The sequence below is a fragment of the Halioglobus sp. D3-4 genome (assembly GCF_055809315.1).
In genome coordinates this window covers 178,039-200,877 of sequence record NZ_CM147907.1, presented here as the reverse complement: position 1 = coordinate 200,877, position 22,839 = coordinate 178,039, and the positions used below count along the sequence as shown (strand labels likewise).

Sequence of the window (22,839 nt, the reverse complement as noted above, 5' to 3'; positions counted from 1 at the left end):
TTATCCGTTCCTTAACTGACCCGCTCCTGTGATTTGCGGAAGATCCATAACTGTCACTATACCGGGTTTAGCGCTGCATACACCCGGCAGCGCATTGACTATCCAACTCGCAGCCGAGGCATTTCCGCCCCCGGCGACACCGGGCTCAAAATGATCCTCTGCATGCACACTGACATGCAGATCGGGGTCGCCACTGATAAGCACCTGATGACAACCTTGTCCCTGCGGCGGGTAGGGCCAATCCGGAGCACATTCATCGTCGATACGGGTGACGTGCTCCAGCACATACAAGGGCTCACCATTATTATAACCAAGTACCTCAAAGCGAAAAGCGCCCTGCGTACCGGCTTCAAAAACTCCCATACCCGGCACCTCGATGGTACGCTCCAGCGGCAGGCGTTCAACCCGCACCTCCACCTTCTCCACCGGCTTCCCGAGGGCCTCCCCGACCAGTCGGACCATCGGTGCCCACACCATCTCGATCGCAAAATCATGCAACATCATTGGCAGTTCGTCCATCGACCCGCCAAAACCAATGACCTCGCGCACAACCTGTGGCTGATCATAGAGTGCGTAATTGAATATTTCCCGGGTGCGAACTTCGCGAATCCCAGAGACAGCACCACTGAGTACTACCGGCAGCATATCCATAACCCACCCCGGATCTATGCCGGACACGAAGAGGGAAGCACCGCTTCTGGCACAGACATCGGTAACGGGCTGCAACACTTCCTGTGCGCACGATGCCGGATGCAAGAAAGCGTAGAAAGCGCTGGAGACCACATTGATACCCGCCTCCAGGCAGGCCATCAGATCTTCCATCGCTTCAACCGGACGGATATCGGCGGTGGCCGTGTAAATCACAGCATCAGCACCGGAGTCGAGCACGTTGCGCCAATCGTCTGTGGCAAGTACACCAGTAGCTTCGACACCCGCTATCGCACCAGCATCCAGCCCGACTTTCTCCCGACTGGATACGATGACACCGACAAGTTCCAGTTCACTGTGCGAAAGTACCGCTCGGATCGCCGGCCTACCCACGTTTCCCGTTCCCCAAACTACAATTTTTAGTGCCATGTACCCACTACCTCCGAGAACTGTGTGAGCAGTATATAAGATGAGTAGCAGCAAGGCACCGCTGAAATCGGGCTGCTAGGCAGACACTTTTCCCACCTTGCCCTGCCAGGGCTTATAGCCTCTTCGTATCGGTTGCTCAAAATATGTGTACGATACGCCGCTGACTATAACCGTTAAAACCACCAGCAGGGTGACACGAGCCATAACAGGCCAACTGTCCGTCGCCCCCCAGAAGCCCGTCATAAGCGCCGCATGGTAAACGTACATGCCGTAGGAGCGCTCGCCTATCCAGCGCAAAAACGAGATATCCAGCAGGCGAATCAACACACCGTGCGCCTGCGTCAGGGCGAAAATGATCGGTACGAAAACAACACCAACCTTGGCAAACCCACCCCGTTCAAATAGCCAATAGGAAGTGACTTTTTCAGTAAACACCCAGAATGTTACGAATACCAGCGCGGCTAACCCGGCAGCCGCCACCCATCGACTCGTCGTTATCCATTGCCGGATTGCGGGGTAGGAGAACACTACCGCCATTAACGCACCGATAAGGAACTCCGCCGCGCGAACATCCGTTCCGACATAGATGCGGGTCATTCGGTAGAACTTCTCCATACCCTGTGTGCCATCAATTGTTGGCTGAAGTCCAATCGAGAGCATCAGGCCGACAATGATCACGAAGCCCAGCGCGCGTCGCCCGCCCAGTAACCCCAGTGACAACACCGCGATAAACGGAAAGACCAGATAGAATTGCTCTTCAACGGCCAGCGACCAGAAGTGACCGACGGGGCTCGGGCCCGGCGTATCGGGGTAAAAATAGGCGCCAAATGTTGACCACACAGGCCCTGTGGCCGCATGCCAGTTCTGTACATAAAACACCGACGCCAACAGGTGCATATTGGTGTTGTGCTTTACCTCCTCCGGGTCTACGCCACCCGGGAAACGGAGCTCAAACAGATTCCACATCACAGCCACAATAATGATTGTTAGTATCGACGCCGGCAGCAGGCGTTTCGCCCTGCGAATCAGAAAATTGCCGATATCGATCCGCCCATCGCGCTCATGCTCAGCAACCAGTAGGCTGGCAATAAGGAATCCGCTCAGCACGAAGAAACCGGACATCAGCAGCAGCGCGCCGCTGAACCAGTCGTTGCCACTGAAGTGATGCAGCAACACCGCAATTGCAAAATATCCTCTAAGGCCATCCAAAGCGGGATAATAAGGAAATAGTGGGGTGCGGCGTGGCGCTGAATTGGAGGTCATTATTATAATTCCGTCATCTTCCACTTTGCGGGCTGAAGCACCGCTGAGATCATCGGTACGCGCCAACATTGATCGCCCTGTCGCGATCACATTGCCTGTTCCCAAACTTCCAGTGGAAAAAGAATAAAAAGCTGCCGCCGGATATTCTGTTCGTCATGGAGATTGCGCCGAAAACATCCAGGGTAAAGCGCAAAAAAGCCTTCATCTTCACATTAATATTCAGCGATCCACATTAATATCAGGCAGCGATTTATGCAAGCCACACTGCGCTATAACAGCGGGATATGTCCTGCCATTGTGTGTAACTACTCTCTGGCCTTAGCCGCACGAGACTGCGCAGGGCCCCCTTTCCTGTGTTTCCGCCAGGGCCGATAGCCTCTGCGGATTGGCTGTTCAAAATAGGTGTACGACAGCCCACTGACAATCATCGTACAGACGGACAGCAGGGCCACGCGAGCAACCACTGGCCAACTGTCCGTCGGCCCCCACAACCCTGTCATCAACACCACATGATACACGTACATACCGTAGGAGCGTTCGCCGATCCAGCGCAAGAGCCGGACATCCAGCAGCCGTACCAGCACGCTGCGCGACTGCGTCAGTGAAAAAATCAATGGTGCAAACGCGGCGCCAACCATTGCGAACCCACCGCGTTCATAAAGCCAGTAGGAAATCACCAGTTCGGTAAACACCCAGTAGGTTACCAGTGTCATAGCGGCTATCCCGGCGACAGTCACCCATCGACTAGTGGTGATCCATCGCCGGATGGCAGGATAGGAAAAAAGTACCGCCATCAGCGTGCCAATCAGAAACTCCGCCGCCCGCACATCGGTACCGACATAGATTCGGTGCATCCGGTAGAATTTTTCCATACCGTGTGTACCGTCAATTGTCGGCTGCAGGCCAACTGAAAGCATCAGTCCGATAATGATTACCACTGCCAGAGCGCGCCTCCCACCCAGCAAGCCCAGTGACACCACTGCAATGAACGGAAAGACCAGATAGAACTGCTCTTCAACGGCCAGCGACCAGAAATGTCCAACAGGACTGGGGCCTGGAGCACCCGGATAAAAATAGGCGCCGAAGGTTGTCCACACAGGGCCCGTGGCCACATACCAGTTCTGCACATAAAACACTGATGCCAGAATCTGCATATTGGTGTTGTGCCTGACCTCCTCCGGATCAACACTGCCAGGAAACCTGAGCTCATAGAGGTTCCATAATACGGCCACAATGAACATGGTGAGGAAGGACGCGGGCAGCAGACGTTTCGCCCGGCGAATCAGAAAGTTGCCGATATCGATCCGCCCGTCTCGCTCGTGTTCAGCGATAAGCAGGCTGGCGATCAAAAAACCGCTCAGTACAAAAAAGCCGGGCATTAGCAGCAGCGCACCGCCAAACCAGTCATTGCCACTGAAGTGATGCAGCAGCACCGCGATGGCGAAATACCCTCGCAGCCCATCCAATGCGGGATAGTAGGGAAACAATGGGGAGCGGCGTGGCGCAGTGTTGGTCGTCATTACGGTAGTTCTATCAAGTTACATTCGGCCAAAAATAGCTCAACCGCAGCCAGCGGTGAGTGTTATTCATGAAATTTACGAGAGCTTTGAAGGAAAACAGAACAGACCGACTTTGCACAATACCTGTTTGCCTGAAGCCGGACTAATCCAGAGTTTTAATCGTGACAGTCTCAATACCCTTGGTTGTCTGTATGTTTGATTGCGGCGCAACAATATGTGCGTCAATCGCAATTCCGTGCAAGGTGCTCCCAATCATCGTCGGATCGACGCTTGCTGTAGGAACCCCACCCGGATTGAACATAATTTGCTCACCATCCAGCCACATTGTCACCTCGCCCGGTTTATCAGCCCGCAGTTCCAGCTCTCGGGGTGTACCACTCTTATGCTCCGGCAGTACCGCGGTGGCAATGATCTCAAAAGCTTCCGGCGGGGAGACAATATAGCCCACGAACACTACCGGCTGCCCCCAAAGTTCTGAAATCCATGTACCGAATCCAAACCGCGGATTGGAGGGTGTAATATACAGTAACGGCGTCGCTTCAACATGCGAGTACGGCATGCCCGACTCGATACCGTGATTGCCACTCCACACGATTTTGACAGAAACTGACGTCGAACCGGTATCGACAAATGCACACCCGATGCCGGGGAATAACTCTCCTTCCCTGGCGGGATCCACCAATGGGGGAGCACCGTAATTCCCTGGCCGGGTATAGGGATCCGAGATGACTACACCGCCATCGTAGACGCCAAGCGGCTCATAACTGTCCGGCATAACCGAGTTGCAATCGGTCCACTGTGAGCCAAGCGTATCGGCGTTATCGCGCTCAAAGTCATCATTGAAAACAAAATCAGTGACAGCGACAGGGTTTGCAGCGTCCACATCCATCGCACCGTCAGCAGCGGCACTGCCTGCACTGAAGATGCCAAAAGAGAATAAAAGGAGTCGCCACTGGAACTTCCAATTGCCGCGGAAAGTGCGTTGAACCGATGTGGGAAAATACCTCATATCGCTTTAATTTCACGGTAAATTGCAACGGCACAGACTAATATCAGACAGCTCTGTTTGCAAGCAGCACAGTACCCGGGAAACCCTCCGAATCGAGAATCGAAGCTAACAGCGATGAGTCCGTGAAGGTGATGAATTCGATTGAAACCGGCACCGGCGTCTGCAGAAACAACTCCCGGCCACCAGTCACTGCTTTTGCGTAGACAATCTCTCAATATACACAGGGCCGATGAGCCCCGATGGCCGCAAGCTGGCGTCGGGCAGATACGTCGGCGTGCCGGTGGCAGTCGCAGCCTCACGCCCGGGTCGCTGATCACCAATCAATTGATTGACCCACAGGTTGGTGACCTTGAGAGTGATCACATTCGGGCCTTCGCGCAGAGCCCCGGTAATATCCATCCTGTAGGGCGGCTTCCACAGAGTGCCCAGAGATTGCGAATTGAGAAAAACCTCCACAAGTTCCCGCACCTCTCCCAGCTCCATCACATAACGGCTTCCTGAGTCGAGCCAATCGCCGGGAACATCAAATTCCCTGGAGTAAGTGGCGGTGCCAGAAAAGTACTTCAAATCCTCGTTCGGGTGTCCGCTCCAAGAGCCGGTTGCGAGATTTTCAATACGTGTCAGTGCTTTACCATGGGGCGCAAAAGCCAATTGCCAATCACGGTCCAACTGCCCAACGACGACCGACTCCGGTGGTATAATCTGCTGTGAATCCAGCTGGGTATCTTCGCGAAAAACAACAAACACTGATTCAAACGGCGCAAGGTTCAGCGGCACAGCCGTCCTGCCATTTACTGTGCGGTACGATACATCCTCTATACTGCCATCGTCCGCATGCCACAACTCGGCTCGTCTTCCACCCACTCGAAATATTGCCTCGACCGATTCCGCGCGATTTGACTGATTGCTGACAAAATACAGTTCTGCTCCAGGCAGTACACGGTGGTTAAACACGATGTTGGTGTCCGAGTCTGCCGCCGCATAGTCAAAATCCTTTGCAATCTGCAATTGCGTAAGCGCCACATCGATATTCGTGTCGGCAAAGATCAGGCCCTCGCCATAGGCGATAGGCGCACCGCTTGCCCCAGCACCCGGTCCCCACATATCTGCGGCAATACGGTGAAACTCAGCTTCGTCGTCCGCAAGGCTGGGAGAGCTGATTGGTTTGTGCCCCACCACCACACCGCCCGCAGCGACCAATGTCTGCAACTTCCTGAGCACCGGCAGCGTCATCCGTTTACTGGTACCACCGAGATAGAGCAGGCGGTAACGCATTCCGGATGACGTCACGATATATCCGTCGTCTACTGACAGGCGCGTGAGGATCGCATTGGCGTTGACGAAGTCGTAACCGTAACCGCGCGGGATTTCCGTTGGCAGCGCGGCATTGAACATCACGGAGAGCGGCGTCTCCTCGCCGTAAAAATAGGCGATGTCGGCCTGGTAGCGTCCCTGCTGCAGCAAATACGCAGTGCGAGACAGGTAGTCTATCCAGGCCTTGGCTGAATCCGCCCAGGTGTCATGGCGGTTAAGATACTGCCCGAAAATAGACAGCGATAGACCCGGTTTTCGATCATCGCGCGGTTGGTGAACTGAACTGTGGATAATAGGCCGGTTGATACCGAGTGCAAATTCCAGGTCGATTACGGGCTTCAGTTCCCGCGGCGCCGAGACCCAAGGCGCCAGCGCGCTGGTCAACGACTCGGCAGCTACGAGGTCTTTGCCGTAGACATGCGCCACCGATGCCGCCCCGAGAATATCGGCGACGAAACCCGGCTGGGGGCCTACTTCTGGCGAGAACATCCACATCGCTGCCGTCGGGATATCGGTAAAACGACGAAAGTCCATATCGTCACCGAGAAAATAGCGCTGCGATTCAAGCGCTTCACCGTACACTGTCAGGCCCTGCGCCTGCGCGGCTTCAGCAATGACTTTGTAGTGTGAGTCGCGCGCGAGATCCGCTATGGTTCGGCGAAAATCCCAGAGAAACCTATCACTTTCCTCGGCACTGGCTATCACGATACCCGTCAGGGTTGGCAACCACGGACGCGGATCATAGCCGCGCAAGCGCTCAAACTGCTCGAGGATATCGTCTGTCCAGTTTTGCAAACCGACTTCGAAACTATCCGTCATAAACGCGTTCAGCCCGCGCTCCCCCATCAGCTCTGGCCCCAGGATGTCTTCATAGGATTGCAGGTAGGACGCCATATACTGCTCGACATAGCGTCGATTCAGTTTGTCGACCTCCAGCCCGGTACCTGCGGCCGAGGCGGCCTGATTCACATTTCCCGTCAGCGAATAACCCATTCGCAACACTATCCAGTCGCCCGGCGGCGCCTGCCACTCAAGATAGCCATCTTCCTGCATCAGCGGTGTTAGATCTATCACATCGTGCACGGGAACGCTGAGGTGCTGCGGCACGGGGGGCGTATCAATCGCATAGTAATTATGCGGTAGTTCGAAACCGGCCTTTTTTTCGAAGTGGTTTACGCGCGCAGCCTGCCGCAGCAACAGGCTGCGCACCACGACAGGCGGCTTTTCTGCCAGTGGGGTACCGAGTAATTCATCCGCCCCGACCCTGGACGCGCCCGGCGCGGCATTCGGCGAGAAGAAACCGGCAGAGGGTGGGAGAAGCGGGAAAGAGAAACGAAAATAACGCGCGGTAACCGGCTCCATATCCACAGTGGCCTGCCCGATGGCACCGAGGAAGAACGTTTTGTGATGCCGAAACTTTCGACCGTCCTCACTAACCGCCAGGTTGACGATGGTGCCCGCAGGGCTGGCTGACACTGTCGCCGATCGCACAGGCAGGGACTGCCCGTAATCCATCTGTATCCACAACGGTTTCTTGCCCATTGTCCGTGGCGGCAGCGTCAGGCCACTTTCTGGATCATCGTCGATCAGCGTGGCTGCACTGTCGAGTTCGAAATTGGCTTCTACCACAGGAACTGGCATCGGCTGTATAGCAGACGGCTCACGGTAGGCAATGACAATGGTGTCACGGTGATATTCCGGCAACTGCTGCTGCACTCCGCCGGCGACCTTCTTACCACTAAAAATTTTGCCGACGTTCTGGAACGGCCCTGTCGCTAGCGGTAGGTTAGGGAGTGTGCCCCTGAAGACACTGCCACCTGCAACCCGGACTTCTGACCAGACCAGTTTTTTCATCGCCTGCTCGGGCTTTACCCACGGCCCCCCGGTGACACTCCAACCAGGGGAGGAAAAAACGCCGAACTCCAGTCCCTCATCGGCGGCCAGATTGACACTGTATGAGAAGGCTTTTTTCCAGCCAGGGCTCATAAACGGTTTGCGATCGTCAACCCATAGCGGCGTATTCAGCCCGACATCAGCAAGGTGCACTCCACCTATGCCGACGCGGCGCATCCACTGCAGATCGGCCGCGATACCTGCCTCTGATACATTGCCGTCCATCCAGTGCCACCACACACGGGGCTTGGCTGATTCGGGAGGTGAGCGGAACTGCTGCTCGAGTGCGTCGCCCCAGGCCCAGGGCGCTGCACCACAGAGCAAAAGAAGCACAGCCCAGATTGCGGTGAAAACCGCTTGCGAGAAGCGGCCTTTTGAACACTCAGGCATGCATGCAGTTATTGCCATTAACAACGAGGGAAAGGGCAGGTCACACCGTCTGACTGTATTGGATCAGCGGTGTGTGTACGTACTCCGGCGGCGGGTACAGGACATTCGGATGTTGGCCCTTTGCAGTAGTTTCACGCATCAGGACAATGGACTCATGCATGCTACGCATGCCGTAGAAGTATTGCGTCAACAAATCGGGCTGCGCCCTGAACACAGGTTCATCGGCAATGCTGAGCTTCTCACTTCTATCGATATAGGGATTTCGAGCGACCCAATACAGGTTGTGGTAGTAGTCGTAGGTTTTGTCATCGAGGGTCACAATAGACGTCGCAATATTGCCTTCTCTGGCCGCGTTCTCTTTGTTGGTGTATGCGTACGTTGGGTAACTTTTCATTTCGCCGTGTCCGCCGTAGTTCATCTCCTGCGGCAAATCCAGAAGAAACTCAAACGTTGCCCGCAAATCAGCCTCTGTTTCAAATGTCGATTTAGTGATCAGATCAAAGTAGCCGATAATGCCCGCATCGATGATTTCCTGCGCCGCTTCCACCACCCGGTCCAGCGGCGTCGGGCGGTTGTAGACCTCCTCCAGAATTCGCTTGCTACCGGACTGGATACCCATTGTCATGGTATTGCAGCCGGCCTCTTTGAGATCTTTCAATAACTGAAAATTATGAGTTGTCGGATAGGTATAGCACCAGAAAGGAATTCCCACCTTCTCCTTGTACTTTGGCAGAAATTCTTTCAACCAGCGCGGGTTGACTGTGAACACATCATCCCAGAACCACAGCACCTTCGGGTTGTAATTTTCTCTGGCGGCAACCAGCTCATCTATCACAACATCGACGCTGCGCCGGCGCAGCGAGTTTTTCTTGCCAAACATTTCCTGATAGCGGCTCTCGACACAAAACGAGCATGAAAATGGACAGCCCCGCTGCGTCATGATCTGGTAGTCGCCATTGGTGAGCCGCTGAAAAGCGAGTTTGTGTTTTACCACTTTGTTGCCGGTAATATAACGAATACTCCTCGGCTCCCAGTTGGGCACGGCAATAGAGTCCAGATTGGGTATCGGACGCTTGGGGTTCTGTATAACCTCCCCATCGGGCGTACGGGCCCAAGTACCCGGAATCGTGGCCCAGTCCCGGTTGTGCTGAATACAGTCGGCAAACTCGATAAAAACCTCTTCGCCCTCGCCGACACACACCATATCTGCGTATTCAATCGCAATCTCCGGCTGCAGTGTGACGCCGACCCCTCCCCAGATAATCGGCATATCAAAATTTTCTCGCAAAAACTGCGTCGTTTTGATGGCCTCCGGAATCGAAAGACTGATCACCGAGAGTCCGATGGCATCCGGGTTGAATTCCCTCAGTTCTGCAGCTAGCAGGTGATACTCTTCCTCAAACTCGCCGTAAGATTCTCCAGCTTGTTGCAACTCCAACGATTGCTCGCGTGAAAAGGATTTGAAATACTGCTCTTCGATTTTGTAGTCCTTGAAAAAGAACATTTTGGTTGTATGACCCGCCCGATTCAAATCACCGGAGAGTTGGGGGAGGGCCATATTCAAGCCCGGGTGAATTTTAATGATCGCAATATTACTCACGGAATATGCCTATAGTTTTTAGAGTATACCGATGCTTCAGCGCACACTACGCCGAGCTTATCATTGCTATAGACTCTGAATATAGTTAAAACGCTTGCTTCTTATTCTTATTCGGTGACCAGAATCACACTCGTCAATGACCAGCATGTCAGCAGCACGGGGTTTAGACATGCAAAGGCAGCCATATCTCCTCTAGTGTTGTCGGTGAGAAAAACCAACATTCCATGGCATAGCGATTCTTGGTGAACTTCTCGATATTGCCCTGCTGCGTGGTATGCGGGAGCACAGTGTCGAAAAATAGCACATCACCTTTTTCAAAAAGCGGCTCATGCGCCGGGGTTCCCTCTGCGGCCAAGCGGGCAATTGTCTCATCGCTGATAGGGACCAGAGGCGGAGGCGGTGGTGTGTCCTCCACAGGGCCGCCCGGATTGATCGGCACCACCCCAAGACCGCGCGCATCCTTGCCGCAGGGTGAAAGTGCGATCCACATATTCAGTGCCCGCGTATTCTCACCGTAGGCCCGGATATCCTGGTGCCACCCGATAGGGGTTTCCGGTGGCACGCGCTTGAGGGTCGTTTTGGGAACCGACATCACCGGCCGCACGCCAAAATAATCTGTCAGTAGATCGAATACACCCATCGCATTGCAAATATCCACGAATCGCTGGAAATTTCTCGGCGAGTCGGCTGCAAAAACAGTACCGCACATATTCGCCCAGTGACGCACCTCGGCGTAGGCATCTTTACTGCCCTCGGGCACAAACGGTAGAAACCAGGATTCCAGTGCAGGGTCTTTATCGCCTGCCTTGCGGCGCTGGAAGGCATCGAGAGCCTTGTCTATGCCAGCGACCATTTCATCCACATCACGCTCAGGCATCAACCCCGGCACCAGTAAACACGACTGCTTGCTAATGGCATCCTGCAGCACTTCTACGTTGAGTGCGTCCGGGCTGACGGTCGGTATTTCAGTACCTCCAACACTGCTAGACACGACACGTGGCCACGGCTGTGGGGGTGTCGGATGTTGCCCGGTCAGGCCGACCTTATAGCGCAAATGAATCAGTTCTGCCGCAGCTTTTGCATCGCCCGCAGTTCGCACTGCTTCGACAAGCGCACTGATCAAACGTAGCTCATTGTCCACTCCACCCGGGAGATCACTTGTCTGGGAAAGAAGTTGTTCACCATCTGGATGTACCATGTAAACGCCTCTGCGTTGTTCAGGGAGCCTGCTCAGCGATCCGGTCTGGTGATTACTGGAAGTACCGTTGGATCAGGCTCGGGCAGCTTTTGCAGTTGTTCGGCCGCGCCATTGATAGCACCAGAAGTTGTTATAGTTTAATCCTCCCAGCACGCCAGTAGACACAATAAGCCCAGTCGCAGGTCAAACGCAAATCGGGATTGTCCGGGTAGATTGCGGAATTATTTATAGTTTTTATTTCAATGACTTATATCAATGCCGCCACACAACACCGGCGGCTCATACCTGCAGTGGCAACCAAATTTCATCGACAGTAGTAGGTGCAAAGAACCAACACTCCAATGCATACCGATCCCTGGTGAACCCGTCACCTTGCTGCGTCGTATGGGGTAGGAGTGTGTCAAAAAACAGTACGTCACCTTTTTCAAAGACAGGTTCCACAGGGGGCGTTCCCTCTGCCGCCAGTCGATCGATGGTCTCATCGCTGATGGACAACAGCGGCGGGGGCGGTGGAAGATCTTCGACCACGCCGCCCGGGTTGATGGGAACCAGCCCGAGACCGCGCGCATCCCGGCCACACGATGACAGTGCGACCCACATATTCAATGCGCGTGTGTTCGCCCCATAGGCGTGGACATCCTGGTGCCACCCCACCGGTGCGCCGGTAGGCGGCACGCGCTTGAAAGCGGCTTTGGGGACAGACATAACCGGACGCACACCAAAGTAATCCGTCAGCAGTTCGAGAATGCCCATGGAGTGGCAGATATCGACCATACGATTGAAGTTGCGCGGGGAGTCTGCGGCGTAAACGGTCCCCGTTTCGGTGGTCCATTTACGGGCTCGCGAATACTGGTCTTTAGTGCCCTCCGGTATGAAGGGTAAAAACCAGCCATCCAGCGCCGGGTCTGTATCGCCGGTCGCAAGCCGTTGGCTAGCCTCCAGGGCGCGGTCTGTGCCGGCGACCAGCTCATCGGCATCCCGCTTGGACATCAGACCGGGAACCAGCAGACACGAGCGGCTGCTGATAGCATTTTGGAGTGCTTCGGCGGTGAGTTCACCGGGCCGCACGGTCGGAATCCCACTGGCCGCAGCCACAGCCTGCGGCGCCGTTGGCCAGGGCTCAGGGGGCTGCGGGTACTCGCCAATCTGCCAGACTTCGTGGCGCAACCTGATCAACTCGGCCGCTGCCGCAGCATCGCCGGTTTCACGTACCGCCTCGGAAAGGTTTGCGATCCATCTCAATTCGTTATCTGCCCCGCGCACATCGTATTTGGGCTCGGGGATAACAGGGGCTGATCGCCTGGCAAATAAACGTTTCAAATGTGTTCCTTCTATCATTATCGACCCAGGCCCACCCGCCGATTGCAACGGCCCCGCTGTCCTTATACTCTACACAGCCGGCCCGACCTCGACTGCTTTGATAGTGGTTTAGCTGCGCAATGGGTATTCTTGGCGATTGGCTCGGGTTGTTACCGCCATTCGAGTGTAGCCAGAATAAGTCAAGAAACTGAGTGAAGGCAACATTGATCAAATTGATCAATCCTTTGCACCGCTTGTTACAACTGTATTTTAAGAGACTCAATGGCAGGAACTGCAGAAAAATCCACGCCCAATCACGGCGATCACACACCTATGATGCAGCAATTTCTCAGCATCAAGGCAAATCACCCGAATGACCTGCTGTTCTACCGCATGGGTGATTTTTATGAATTGTTTTTTGACGATGCCAAACGCGCCGCTCAGTTGCTGGATATTACACTGACCGCGCGTGGAAAATCCGGCGGCGAGCCCATTCCAATGTGTGGGGTTCCCTACCACGCGGCCGAGAATTATCTTGCCCGGCTGGTAAAAGCCGGTGTATCCGTCGCCATCGCCGAGCAGATCGGCGACCCGGCTGCCAGCAAGGGGCCAGTGGAGCGTGCAGTGGTGCGCGTGGTCACACCGGGCACCTTGTCAGATGAGGCGCTGCTGGAAGACAAGGTCGACAATCTGCTACTGGCGATAACCCAGCATCAGCAGGACTACGGGATTGCCTACCTCGATCTCAGCACCGGCCGGTTTCGCGTGCTGGAAATAAGCGGCGAGGAAGCACTGGTCGGGGAATTGCAGCGACTGGACCCGGCGGAGACGCTGTATCACGAATCAATCTATCACCCGGACATTACCGCGCGCCGTGGCGCACGCAGCCAGCCAGCCTGGGAGTTCGACACGCAGGGTGCGCGCCGCGCCCTCAACACCCAGTTCCAGACCCACGATTTACGGGGCTTCGGCTGCGAGACACTGGAACTGGCGCTGGGCGCCGCCGGCTGCCTGTTGCAGTACGTAAAAGATACCCAGCGCGGGAATCTTCCCCACATCCGCTCCATCGGGCAGGAAAGCCGGAGTGACAGCGTCATTCTGGACGCCGCGACCCGACGCAACCTGGAGATCGACAGCAATATGCTGGGCGGCCAGGACAATACCCTGCTGTCGGTGATGGACAGGTGCGAGACGGCAATGGGCAGCCGCCTGCAGCGGCGCTGGTTGCACCGCCCCCTGACCGACATTGAGGTATTGCGAACGAGGCATGCGGCCATTGAGGCGCTGTGCGACAACTATCGTTATGAGGCCGTGCGCAGTGCGCTCAAACCCATTGGCGACATGGAGCGCATTTTGACCCGTGTAGCCCTGCACTCGGCGCGCCCACGCGACCTGACCCGGCTGTTGAGCTCACTGCAGGCCCTGCCCCGCTTGCGCGCGGAACTGGTCGGCGCCAACTCCGGGCTATTGCAGGCGCTCGATCTGCAGGCCGGCGAATACCCCGAGCTGTGCACACTGCTGGAGAGCGCCATCATCGAAAACCCGCCGGTTGTTATCCGCGACGGAGGTGTGATCGCCGATGGCTACGATATAGAGCTGGACGAACTGCGCCGCATCAGCAGCAATGCCGGCGACTTTCTGCTGGAGATTGAACAGCGCGAGCGCCAGGCGACCGGAATCAGCACCCTGAAAGTCGGCTACAACCGGGTACACGGCTATTACATCGAAATCAGCCGCAGCCAATCTGACAAGGCCCCGGATGCCTATGTCAGGCGCCAGACACTCAAAAATGCCGAGCGCTTCATCACCCCCGAGTTAAAAGCGTTCGAGGACAAGGCCCTGTCCAGCAAGAGCCGCGCACTGGCGCGTGAAAAGCGCCTGTACGAGGAACTGTTGGAGCGCCTCAACGAGCACCTGTCACCACTGCAGGACAGTGCCGCCGCCGTTGCCGAACTCGATGTCATCGCCAACCTTGCCGAGCGCGCCGATAATCTCGGGCTGTGCCAACCAGAATTTTGTGAGGAGCAGGTATTTGAGATCGTCGCCGGGCGCCACCTGGTAGTGGAGCAGGTGCTGGATGAGCCCTTTATCGCCAACGACACACTGCTCAATGAGCAGCGCCGCATGCTTCTCATCACCGGGCCCAATATGGGCGGTAAATCCACGTATATGCGCCAGAACGCGGTGATTGCGCTGCTCGCGCATATCGGCAGTTACGTCCCGGCCAGCGGCGCTAAACTGGCGCCCATCGACCGCATCTTCACCCGTATCGGTTCATCGGATGATCTGGCAGGGGGGCGCTCCACATTTATGGTAGAAATGACCGAAACCGCCAACATCCTGCACAATGCCACGCCCCGCAGCTTGGTGCTGATGGACGAGGTGGGCCGAGGCACCAGTACCTTCGACGGACTCAGCCTGGCCTGGGCCGCGGCGGTACAACTGGCGCGCTCAGTGAAGTCCTTCACCCTGTTTGCGACCCATTATTTCGAGCTGACCAGCCTGCCGGAGCAGTGCCCCTCAATGGCCAATGTGCACCTGGATGCCACCGAGCACGAGGATCACGTGGTATTCCTGCACAACATCCAGGAGGGCCCCGCCAACCGCAGTTTCGGCCTGCAGGTGGCCAAACTGGCCGGTATTCCAGCGCCGGTATTGCAAGCTGCACAGCAGAAACTGCGCGAGCTGGAACACAGCGTTGCAGGTGCCGCGGTGCCTGCGCAGGTGAGCGCTGCACCCCCGGCACAAAATGACCTGTTCAGCGCCGCTGCCCACCCGGTTATCGACGCGCTGAGTGCGTTGGATGTGAATGACCTGACGCCTCGTCAGGCTCTCGAAAAGCTGTATGAGTTGAAATCGCAAATCGACGAAGCAGCGCCCGACAGGGCTGACCGGAGCCGCGTGTGACCCCCTTCACAGAGCATGGATTATCCACCACAGAGGCCTTCTTTTCTGCGCTTGCAGCAGGTAAACTACCGCCCCTTAGTCCAGCTATCAATACTCAAGAGGCGTATCAGGAATGACATTTGTTGTAGGTGAAGACTGCATCAACTGCAAGCACACTGACTGTGTGGAAGTTTGCCCGGTTGACTGCTTTTACGAGGGACCAAACTTTCTGGTTATCCATCCGGACGAATGTATCGACTGCGCTCTTTGCGAGCCGGAGTGTCCGGTTGACGCGATCTTCTCAGAAGACGAGTTACCGGAAGAACAGGCCGTATTCCTGGAACTGAATGCCGAGCTGGCCGAAGTATGGCCCTGCATCACCGAAATGAAACCCGCCCTGCCTGATGCAGAAGAATGGGCCGGCAAACCCGATAAGCTCGCCCTGCTCGAGCGCTAGGCGCCAACAAAAAAAGCAAGCCCCGTCATGGCGTCGTGACGGGGCTTTTTTTTGCGCAACACATGGCCGCTGGATATCAGGCAGTTTACACTGGGCGTACACCGTACACACTGTCAGCATAATAATTGATTGGTCGGAGGTATAAATGGATTGGCGCGTCGCCCTCGGGTTGTCCATTACGGTATTGTGGATCAGCGCCGGGCTGTTCTATCTGCTGGGGATTGTCGGTGCTAACAATTTTATCCATCTGGCGACCGCCGATATTGGCAGCTTTCTGGAGGGCGCATTCGCACCGCTGGCTTTTTTGTGGCTGGTCATCGGCCACTTCATGCAGCAAAAGGAAATCGGTGCCAACACCCGGGCTATCAAACTACAGGAACAAAGCGCCCGCCGGCTGGAGTTACACTCCCAACAGGACAGCTATTTCAAGCTACTGAATCTGGTACAGCAGCAACTGGGCGCCATTGCCGGCTTTCACTATATGTCAGTATGCGGGCCTACCGGCACCGGAGAAATAACCGGGGAGGAATTCACTGAACAACGTGCCATTTCCTCCACGGGTGACCACGCGTGGTTTATTCGGAAAATGATCGCGCTGGCGATAGGTGACCTCGACAACAAGGCGGTGTTGCACGAGATATTTTTCAGCACGCCCACGCGCATCCGACACAGCGACAACTACACCAAAACCTTCAGTAAACTACTGAGGGCCGGACAGGCGGTAGACACCGATGATATGGTGGCAGACGCCCTGCTCAATGGGTCCGCCGAGGGCCTGTACTACCGTATTATTTTACATGCCAAAGGGGAAGCCACTCTGGATATGACGCCCCCGCCGCCCATCGGTGCCAACACCGATCGGGGGAAAGCGGCTTAGCGCAATCCCCGGGTATTACTCGCTCACTGAGTTTTCCCGCCGACAACAATTCACCCGGCATGGTTTTCAAAAAATTCGATCAGCAACGGGTCACCGGCACGCTCCATGTAAGCCACCGCCAGCCCCGCCCCGTAACGCTTGGCCCAGATCGCCTCGTAACCGAACAAACGGGCCTCAGCCACTATTGCATTCAGATCCTCGACGATGAAGCGCAAATGGTGCATTCCCTCGCGCCCCGCATCCAGAAACTCCTTGTGCGGGCACCCTCCTTCAATCCACTCGATCAACTCGATTTCAACATCGCCACTACTCCCAAAAGCGAGGCGCATCGTGCACTCCTCCTGCACTCCCCGATAGTCGTACACCATCGGGCCGGGGTCCATCCGTGAGAATGGCCCGAAAAGCGGCTCATACAGGGCGAGCGCCTGTTCCAGATCGCGTACCACAAAGCCAACCTGATCCAGGTCCGGCAGATTGAGTTGCGTCCTGATATCTCCACCCATGACATATGCTCACTATGTTGATCACTACTTTACAATGGCCGCTTGGCAGATTGGGAGTGGTTGTACACCGGGTAGACGCGCACTGGCAAAGATGCCCGTTCTGACAAAACCAATCGAGCTGAAGCCTCATTACTGGACTGTTTAGCTGGGCCTTTTTCTTGTTAGACTTTGTATGGCTTAACCCTTCTCAGCTGGACCTGATTTAACTGAGGCTGTCTTAACTAAACAATGAGTCGCTGCTAAGTCCCTGCGTTTCCATGATGATGCGCAGACGCTTGAGCGCTTCCACCTGAATCTGTCTCACGCGCTCCCGGGTAAGGCCGATCTCCCTCCCCACCTCTTCCAGCGTGCTGCTCTCGTAGCCACGCAAGCCGAAGCGACGGGACACGACTTCGCGCTGCTTTTCCGAGAGCTCTTCCAGCCAGAGAGCAATATTGTCCTTGATATCCGTATCCTGCAACACCAGTGAAGGGTCGACGACCTGAGTGTCGGGTATCATATCCGCCATAGAGCTGTCTGAATCGGGCCCCACAGGCATATCCATGGAAACGACCCGTTCATTCAGTCCCAGCATGCGTTTTACATCGGCGACAGGCCGATCGAGTAGATCAGCGATCTCCTCCGGCGCGGGTTCATGATCCAGCTTTTGCGTCAACTCACGCGCGGCCCGCAGATAGATGTTGAGCTCTTTCACCACATGAATAGGCAATCGTATGGTGCGTGTCTGGTTCATGATCGCACGTTCAATGGTCTGGCGTATCCACCACGTCGCATAGGTCGAGAAGCGAAACCCCAGATCCGGGTCGAACTTTTCCACTGCCCTGATCAGGCCGAGATTTCCCTCTTCGATAAGGTCAAGCAGCGTCAAGCCGCGGTTGATATAGCGCCGGGATATTTTGACCACGAGACGCAGATTGCTCTCGATCATTCGCTTGCGCCCTGATTCATCGCCACTGCGCGCCAGACGTGCGTAGTATTTTTCTTCGTCGGCGCTCAACAGAGGCGAATAGCCTATCTCATTGAGATACAACTGGGTGGCATCGAGAGATTTTTCTGTCTTACGGGGATTTTCAAGCTTGGCACGGGCAAACTCGGCATCGCTGTCATCGACCGAAGCCGCTAAATTGTCGGTATCAGGTATGGTAGGTCGTCCGGGGCTGCCGGGTTCATCTGAACAATCATGCTCAGAAATTGATGAGCTCGCAGACGATGCAATATCGGGCTGCTTTGTGACAATTGCTGACTTCGAATTCCGTTTCGAACGCACACTGGTCTGATCCACATCCATGGCCTTAACCCACTCTACTGGTTACTACTTAGAATTAGAGTATTTCTCGCCCGGCCTGTCAGACTAACCCAGTTGCAATGTCAATTGCAATCACAGGAACTTTGATGTTTTTCTAGTTGTTGCTATATTTCAGGCCTTGCAAGTTTTGCCATAATGCCGTATTTCGGCAGTGACTACCGTCGCGGCAATACCCTTTGCGGGTCAGTGGGCTTACCTTCCACCCTTATCTCAAAATGCAGCTTTACGGTATCAGTACCGGAACTGCCCTTCTCTGCAATAATCTGCCCCGCGGTGACTGCTTGGCCCTCTGTGACCAGTAGGCGGTTATTGTGACCATAGGCACTGAGATATTCCTCGTTGTGTTTTATGATCAATAATTCTCCAAAACCGACGATACCGGTGCCGGCATAGACGACCTTGCCAGCGGCCACAGCTACCACGGGATCACCGCGTGCGCCCCCGATGTCGATCCCTTTGTGCACACTTTCCGAGAATCCTCGGGTCACGGGCCCCGTTGTCGGCCAGCGCCACACGTCCACCTTCTCCCCGACAAACTCTGCCGTCTGCGGCTGTTTTACCACCTCGGGCTCTGTGCGGGTAGGCTCCGGAGTGGGAACAGGCGTCACTGTCGGTGTCACTGACGGGCTGGGAGTCGCTGCAATAATGGCCGCCCCGCCAGTGATGGGCAGCGGCGAAGTACTAGCCGCAGCGCCCTGCTCGGCGGGCTCCGCCGCCGACGAGTGCGCTGTTGAGGAACCGTGTGAACGCAACGGCACAGTCACGCCTGCGGCACTCTCCGAGGCATGAGAGCGGGACTGCACCTGCGGCGCTGATGACGCGCTCCCGGCCGGTGAGGTGGAGGTCTCAACGAGTTTGATGCTCTGACCCGGGTAAATCGTATAGGGCGGGTAAATATCATTGGCCGCCGCCACTTTGCGATAATCCATCCCAGAGCGAAATGCAATGGAGTACAGCGTATCTCCGCGCATTACGGTGTAAATACTGCCTGGAGCTTGCGCGTTCCGGTCTTCCACCGGCGCGCGGGTAGTCGTCCCACACCCCAGCAGGCTGCAGACTATCAGAGTCAACAGAATTCTAGCGAGCACGAGCGTTCCTCACTGTGACGCCCCAGCCGATCCGGTATTGCCCCAGCGGGTGTGTATCAACCAGACAAGCCCAAACCCTAACAACATCAGGCCGATGCAAAGCCACAGTTGGGGCTCCTGACCCGTATAGACCTGAAAATCCATGGGCAGGACCGGTAACTGCTGAGCCGGCGTCTGTTCGCCGTGGCTGTTTTCCACCCAAGCCAGCACCCGTTTCCAGGGCCAGACCACAGCCAGGGAACCAAAAAGAAAACCAGTCAGCAATGCCATTGTCGACTGGTGAAAGCGATGTAAGAGCCAGTGCAGCAACCGTGAAAAACACAGCAGGCCCGAACCGGCGCCAAGCACAAACACGCCCACGAAAACGAGATCCAGAGATTTTATCGCCACCAGAACGGTGCTGTACATTCCCAGCAACACGAGGATAAAACTGCCTGAGATACCCGGCAGTATCATCGCGCAAATGGCTACAAAGCCAGCCAAAAACACCCCAGGGAGCCCTATATCCAAGGTCATAACCGGTGACAGGGCTATAAACAGCGCTATCGCCGCGCCCGTGACAAGACTTAGCACCGGCGCGAATGACCAGCGCTGAACCTCACTGAGCAGGACCAATGCAGAAGCTAGAATGAGTCCAAAAAAGAAGGCCCAGAGTGGCACCGGGTGATACTCCAGAAGCCACGAGACAAGCTGCGCCAGCGAAAAGATACTGGTGGCGATACCGGCAAATAGTGCAAGTAGAAACGCACCGTTAACATGTTCCCAGGCACCGGCGATATCAAGCTGGAAAAGCTTGCCCAGCAGCGCTAGATCGAAGGCGCGTATACTGGCCAGCAATGTGTCGTATATGCCTGTGATGAACGCCATCGTGCCGCCGGATACGCCGGGTACGATATCGGCAGCGCCCATGAGCAAACCGCGCAGGAATATGCCTGCTGTAGATAGGGACATTACCGGGTTTTTCCTGGTCGCAGCGGTACGAAGAAAACATCCTCGACGATTTCGGTTTCGTAGCCCTCAAGGGTGCGCGTTATCACCTGCAGGTGCTGCCGCTCTTTGCCCACCGGAATAATCAATCGTCCTCCGGTGGCCAGTTGTGAAAGCAGGTCTTCGGGAATACGCTCCGGCGCGGCAGTTACCACGATGCCGTCGTAAGGTCCGCATTCCTCCCATCCCATGCCACCATCGGCGTGACTCATTTGTATGTTGCGCAACTTGAGCTGGCGCATGCGCTGACGCGCCTTCTGCTGCAGGGCCTTGATACGCTCGACACTGTAAACCTCGGCGACCAGCTGCGCCAAAATCGCAGTCTGGTAACCGGAGCCAGTGCCAATCTCGAGCACGCGTGAGCGCGGCCCTTCGGCCAGCAACAACTCCGTCATTCGCGCCACTACATAGGGTTGCGACAGGGTCTGCTGGAACCCGATGGGCAGCGCGACATCCTCATAGGCTCGATGCGCCATCGCCTCATCCAGAAACAGATGACGTGGCGTGATACGCATGACATCAAGCACTGCGGCATCCTTGATGCCCTGCTCAACCAATCGCTGCACCAGACGCTCCCGGGTACGCTGGGAGGTCATCCCGATCCCGTGAAGGTCAATCCTGTTCACTACTGATACCACTGTGTGTATACCCTTCTTCGTACTGCACGAACTCTCTCAGCAGCGCGGTGGCATAACTGCCAGCACCCAGGGAGAAGTCCAGTTGCAGCATGTCATCATCACAAAACTGCCAGTAAAAGTCATCCGCCAGCAACCGCGCCGGCCGCCACGCCAACGCCAGACCGGAGGCCTCGAGAAACGCACAAATCTCGCCACACTCGTCCAGAGCGACCGCCTGTTGCAGGTCTGCTGCGTCGGTATCCGCCTGTCCCCGCCCCCACAGCGGCAAGCCCGGATGGAGATCACCGCTGGCTGCGCGTGTTCGAATGTCGTCGGTCACCTCCTCGCAACGGAAATGACTCCGCGTACCCTGCAACATGCACATATCGCCCGCCACCACCTGATTCCATTCACCCTGCTCTACCCGCAGGGCCAGCATGCGGTTAAACACATAGGCGCGCAGCGCCGAGTAATACAGGCTGCGTTTGTTGCGTGAAATCCGCCACCCACCGCGCATCCAGCGCCGCGCCTGTTCCAGTGTTGAACCATTGCGACCAAAGCGCTGCTCACCAAAATAATTGGGCACACCCCAGGTGTGCAATAGCTGCAGACGTTGTTCCAATATGGCCCGCTCTGCAGTCAGCGCGCGCAGCACCAGCCTGAAGCGGTTGGCGCGATGCACTCCGCGCTTGAGTTTGCGCGTGTGGCGACCCACCGACAACACCTGTACATCACCTTCGCGCGCCAGCGTCTGCCAATCGGGCTCGGCACGCCCCGCCATGCCCACGCTGAACCATTGCCGGGTTACCGCATTGCGATCTTTCAGCCCACAATAGCCAATGTCCCGCAGCGGCACCGCACTGAGCGCAGATACGCGCTGTAGCAAATCCAGAGTGTTGAGCTGTCGTTTCTGCAGATACAGGAAACAGTGCTCGCCCGCTTCGGACAACTCAAACCCCAATTCCTCACTGACCTGGAAATCCTCGGGGCTGCAGCGAATCTGAGCACTACCGCATGGCTCGCCCCAAACCCGAGGCCAGTCGTTCTTCATGCTTGAGCAGTCTGCAACAACACCACCGCATGGGCAGCGATTCCCTCTTTCCGGCCGGTAAAACCCAGCGTTTCCGTGGTCGTGGCCTTGACATTCACCTGGCTCGCGGTGGCGGCCATATCAGCGGACATATTGTTACGCATCTGCGCGATGTGCGGCGCCATACGCGGCGACTCCGCGATCACTGTGGCATCCAGATTACCCAGCTCCCAACCTGCGCTCGCCACAATCTCCATAACCCGACGCAGCAGCTTGCGACTGTCGATCCCCGCATTGGCGGGATCGGTATCGGGGAAGTGCCTGCCGATATCACCCTCACCGAGCGCGCCCAGCAGTGCATCACAGACGGCGTGAATCAACACATCGCCATCCGAGTGGGCTAGCAGGCCGCGATCATGGGGGATACTAACGCCGCCCAGCACCACTGCATTACCCGGGCCGAAGCGGTGGACATCATAACCGTGGCCTATACGCATGCAGCGGCGCTCATGTCGGTGTCGTTCA

At 56.1% G+C, this 22,839-nt stretch carries 18 protein-coding genes; 3 read left to right on the top strand and 15 right to left on the bottom strand.

Translation table 11 applies throughout. The annotated features are described in order from the left end of the window. The 8 genes from AC0L6S_RS00895 to AC0L6S_RS00860 form a co-directional block, all read right to left on the bottom strand. Positions 1-1,077: an NAD(P)H-dependent amine dehydrogenase family protein gene (locus tag AC0L6S_RS00895; protein ID WP_473426533.1), complete on the bottom strand. Its 1,077-nt coding sequence runs from the start codon at positions 1,075-1,077 to the stop codon at positions 1-3. Positions 1,078-1,152: 75 nt separating this feature from the next. Further along, entirely contained in the window at positions 1,153-2,340 is a 1,188-nt protein-coding gene (locus tag AC0L6S_RS00890) for an acyltransferase family protein (RefSeq protein WP_473426532.1), read from the bottom strand. Positions 2,341-2,645: 305 nt separating this feature from the next. After that, positions 2,646-3,860: an acyltransferase family protein gene (locus tag AC0L6S_RS00885; RefSeq protein WP_473426531.1), complete on the bottom strand. Its 1,215-nt coding sequence runs from the start codon at positions 3,858-3,860 to the stop codon at positions 2,646-2,648. A gap of 142 nt (positions 3,861-4,002) precedes the next feature. Next, entirely contained in the window at positions 4,003-4,869 is an 867-nt protein-coding gene (locus AC0L6S_RS00880; RefSeq protein WP_473426530.1) for a hypothetical protein, read from the bottom strand. A 186-nt stretch (positions 4,870-5,055) separates the two neighbouring features. Further along, positions 5,056-8,466 (bottom strand): glycosyl hydrolase, encoded by a 3,411-nt coding sequence (locus tag AC0L6S_RS00875; protein WP_473426529.1) that lies wholly within the window; start codon positions 8,464-8,466, stop codon positions 5,056-5,058. 40 nt (positions 8,467-8,506) lie between these two features. Then, a complete protein-coding gene (locus AC0L6S_RS00870) occupies positions 8,507-10,066 on the bottom strand; it encodes a B12-binding domain-containing radical SAM protein (RefSeq protein WP_473426528.1) in 1,560 nt (519 codons plus the stop codon). A gap of 163 nt (positions 10,067-10,229) precedes the next feature. Further along, complete coding sequence (locus AC0L6S_RS00865; protein ID WP_473426527.1) at positions 10,230-11,264, bottom strand: phytanoyl-CoA dioxygenase family protein; 1,035 nt, start codon at positions 11,262-11,264, stop codon at positions 10,230-10,232. A 279-nt stretch (positions 11,265-11,543) separates the two neighbouring features. Further along, positions 11,544-12,584, bottom strand: a complete 1,041-nt coding sequence (locus AC0L6S_RS00860) for a phytanoyl-CoA dioxygenase family protein (RefSeq protein WP_473426526.1) — start codon at positions 12,582-12,584, stop codon at positions 11,544-11,546. Positions 12,585-12,845: 261 nt separating this feature from the next. On the opposite strand from AC0L6S_RS00860, the gene mutS reads away from it, so the two are divergent. The 3 genes from mutS to AC0L6S_RS00845 all read left to right on the top strand — a co-directional run bounded on the left by mutS (position 12,846) and on the right by AC0L6S_RS00845 (position 16,783). Then, complete coding sequence (mutS, locus tag AC0L6S_RS00855; RefSeq protein ID WP_473426525.1) at positions 12,846-15,470, top strand: DNA mismatch repair protein MutS; 2,625 nt, start codon at positions 12,846-12,848, stop codon at positions 15,468-15,470. A 112-nt stretch (positions 15,471-15,582) separates the two neighbouring features. Continuing rightward, the gene (gene fdxA, locus AC0L6S_RS00850) at positions 15,583-15,906 is read left to right on the top strand and encodes a ferredoxin FdxA (protein ID WP_473426524.1); all 324 of its coding nucleotides are present in this window, start codon (positions 15,583-15,585) and stop codon (positions 15,904-15,906) included. Between the two features lie 145 nt (positions 15,907-16,051). Next, on the top strand, positions 16,052-16,783 hold the full coding sequence (locus AC0L6S_RS00845; protein ID WP_473426523.1) for a hypothetical protein: 732 nt from the start codon (positions 16,052-16,054) through the stop codon (positions 16,781-16,783). A 50-nt stretch (positions 16,784-16,833) separates the two neighbouring features. Here the strand turns inward: AC0L6S_RS00845 and AC0L6S_RS00840 are convergent, their stop codons facing one another. From AC0L6S_RS00840 to ispF, 7 genes are all read right to left on the bottom strand, one after another. Next, positions 16,834-17,286: a VOC family protein gene (locus AC0L6S_RS00840; RefSeq protein WP_473426522.1), complete on the bottom strand. Its 453-nt coding sequence runs from the start codon at positions 17,284-17,286 to the stop codon at positions 16,834-16,836. Between the two features lie 217 nt (positions 17,287-17,503). Next, positions 17,504-18,574, bottom strand: coding sequence for an RNA polymerase sigma factor RpoS (gene rpoS, locus AC0L6S_RS00835; RefSeq protein WP_473426521.1), 1,071 nt, complete (start codon positions 18,572-18,574; stop codon positions 17,504-17,506). 173 nt (positions 18,575-18,747) lie between these two features. After that, a complete protein-coding gene (locus AC0L6S_RS00830; RefSeq protein WP_473426520.1) occupies positions 18,748-19,680 on the bottom strand; it encodes a peptidoglycan DD-metalloendopeptidase family protein in 933 nt (310 codons plus the stop codon). Between the two features lie 9 nt (positions 19,681-19,689). Then, positions 19,690-20,631 carry a DUF368 domain-containing protein gene (locus tag AC0L6S_RS00825; RefSeq protein WP_473426519.1) on the bottom strand — a complete coding sequence of 314 codons (942 nt, stop codon included), beginning with the start codon at positions 20,629-20,631 and terminating at the stop codon, positions 19,690-19,692. Next, the gene (locus AC0L6S_RS00820) at positions 20,631-21,293 is read right to left on the bottom strand and encodes a protein-L-isoaspartate(D-aspartate) O-methyltransferase (protein ID WP_473426518.1); all 663 of its coding nucleotides are present in this window, start codon (positions 21,291-21,293) and stop codon (positions 20,631-20,633) included. Before AC0L6S_RS00820 ends, AC0L6S_RS00825 begins: the two co-directional genes overlap by 1 nt. Next, positions 21,280-22,335 carry a tRNA pseudouridine(13) synthase TruD gene (gene truD, locus AC0L6S_RS00815; RefSeq protein ID WP_473426517.1) on the bottom strand — a complete coding sequence of 352 codons (1,056 nt, stop codon included), beginning with the start codon at positions 22,333-22,335 and terminating at the stop codon, positions 21,280-21,282. The genes AC0L6S_RS00820 and truD overlap by 14 nt, the downstream gene beginning before the upstream one ends. Further along, positions 22,332-22,811 (bottom strand): 2-C-methyl-D-erythritol 2,4-cyclodiphosphate synthase, encoded by a 480-nt coding sequence (ispF, locus tag AC0L6S_RS00810; protein ID WP_473426516.1) that lies wholly within the window; start codon positions 22,809-22,811, stop codon positions 22,332-22,334. The genes truD and ispF overlap by 4 nt, the downstream gene beginning before the upstream one ends. Between the last annotated feature and the right edge of the window lie 28 nt (positions 22,812-22,839).

Coding starts and splice junctions, on each gene's coding strand:
- AC0L6S_RS00895 (WP_473426533.1), bottom strand. CDS start 1,077: ATGGCACTAAAAATTGTAGTTTGGGGAACGGGAAACGTGGGTAGGCCG.
- AC0L6S_RS00890 (WP_473426532.1), bottom strand. CDS start 2,340: ATGACCTCCAATTCAGCGCCACGCCGCACCCCACTATTTCCTTATTAT.
- AC0L6S_RS00885 (WP_473426531.1), bottom strand. CDS start 3,860: ATGACGACCAACACTGCGCCACGCCGCTCCCCATTGTTTCCCTACTAT.
- AC0L6S_RS00880 (WP_473426530.1), bottom strand. CDS start 4,869: ATGAGGTATTTTCCCACATCGGTTCAACGCACTTTCCGCGGCAATTGG.
- AC0L6S_RS00875 (WP_473426529.1), bottom strand. CDS start 8,466: ATGCCTGAGTGTTCAAAAGGCCGCTTCTCGCAAGCGGTTTTCACCGCA.
- AC0L6S_RS00865 (WP_473426527.1), bottom strand. CDS start 11,264: ATGGTACATCCAGATGGTGAACAACTTCTTTCCCAGACAAGTGATCTC.
- mutS (WP_473426525.1), top strand. CDS start 12,846: ATGGCAGGAACTGCAGAAAAATCCACGCCCAATCACGGCGATCACACA.
- fdxA (WP_473426524.1), top strand. CDS start 15,583: ATGACATTTGTTGTAGGTGAAGACTGCATCAACTGCAAGCACACTGAC.
- AC0L6S_RS00845 (WP_473426523.1), top strand. CDS start 16,052: ATGGATTGGCGCGTCGCCCTCGGGTTGTCCATTACGGTATTGTGGATC.
- AC0L6S_RS00840 (WP_473426522.1), bottom strand. CDS start 17,286: ATGGGTGGAGATATCAGGACGCAACTCAATCTGCCGGACCTGGATCAG.
- rpoS (WP_473426521.1), bottom strand. CDS start 18,574: ATGGATGTGGATCAGACCAGTGTGCGTTCGAAACGGAATTCGAAGTCA.
- AC0L6S_RS00825 (WP_473426519.1), bottom strand. CDS start 20,631: ATGTCCCTATCTACAGCAGGCATATTCCTGCGCGGTTTGCTCATGGGC.
- truD (WP_473426517.1), bottom strand. CDS start 22,335: ATGAAGAACGACTGGCCTCGGGTTTGGGGCGAGCCATGCGGTAGTGCT.
- ispF (WP_473426516.1), bottom strand. CDS start 22,811: ATGCGTATAGGCCACGGTTATGATGTCCACCGCTTCGGCCCGGGTAAT.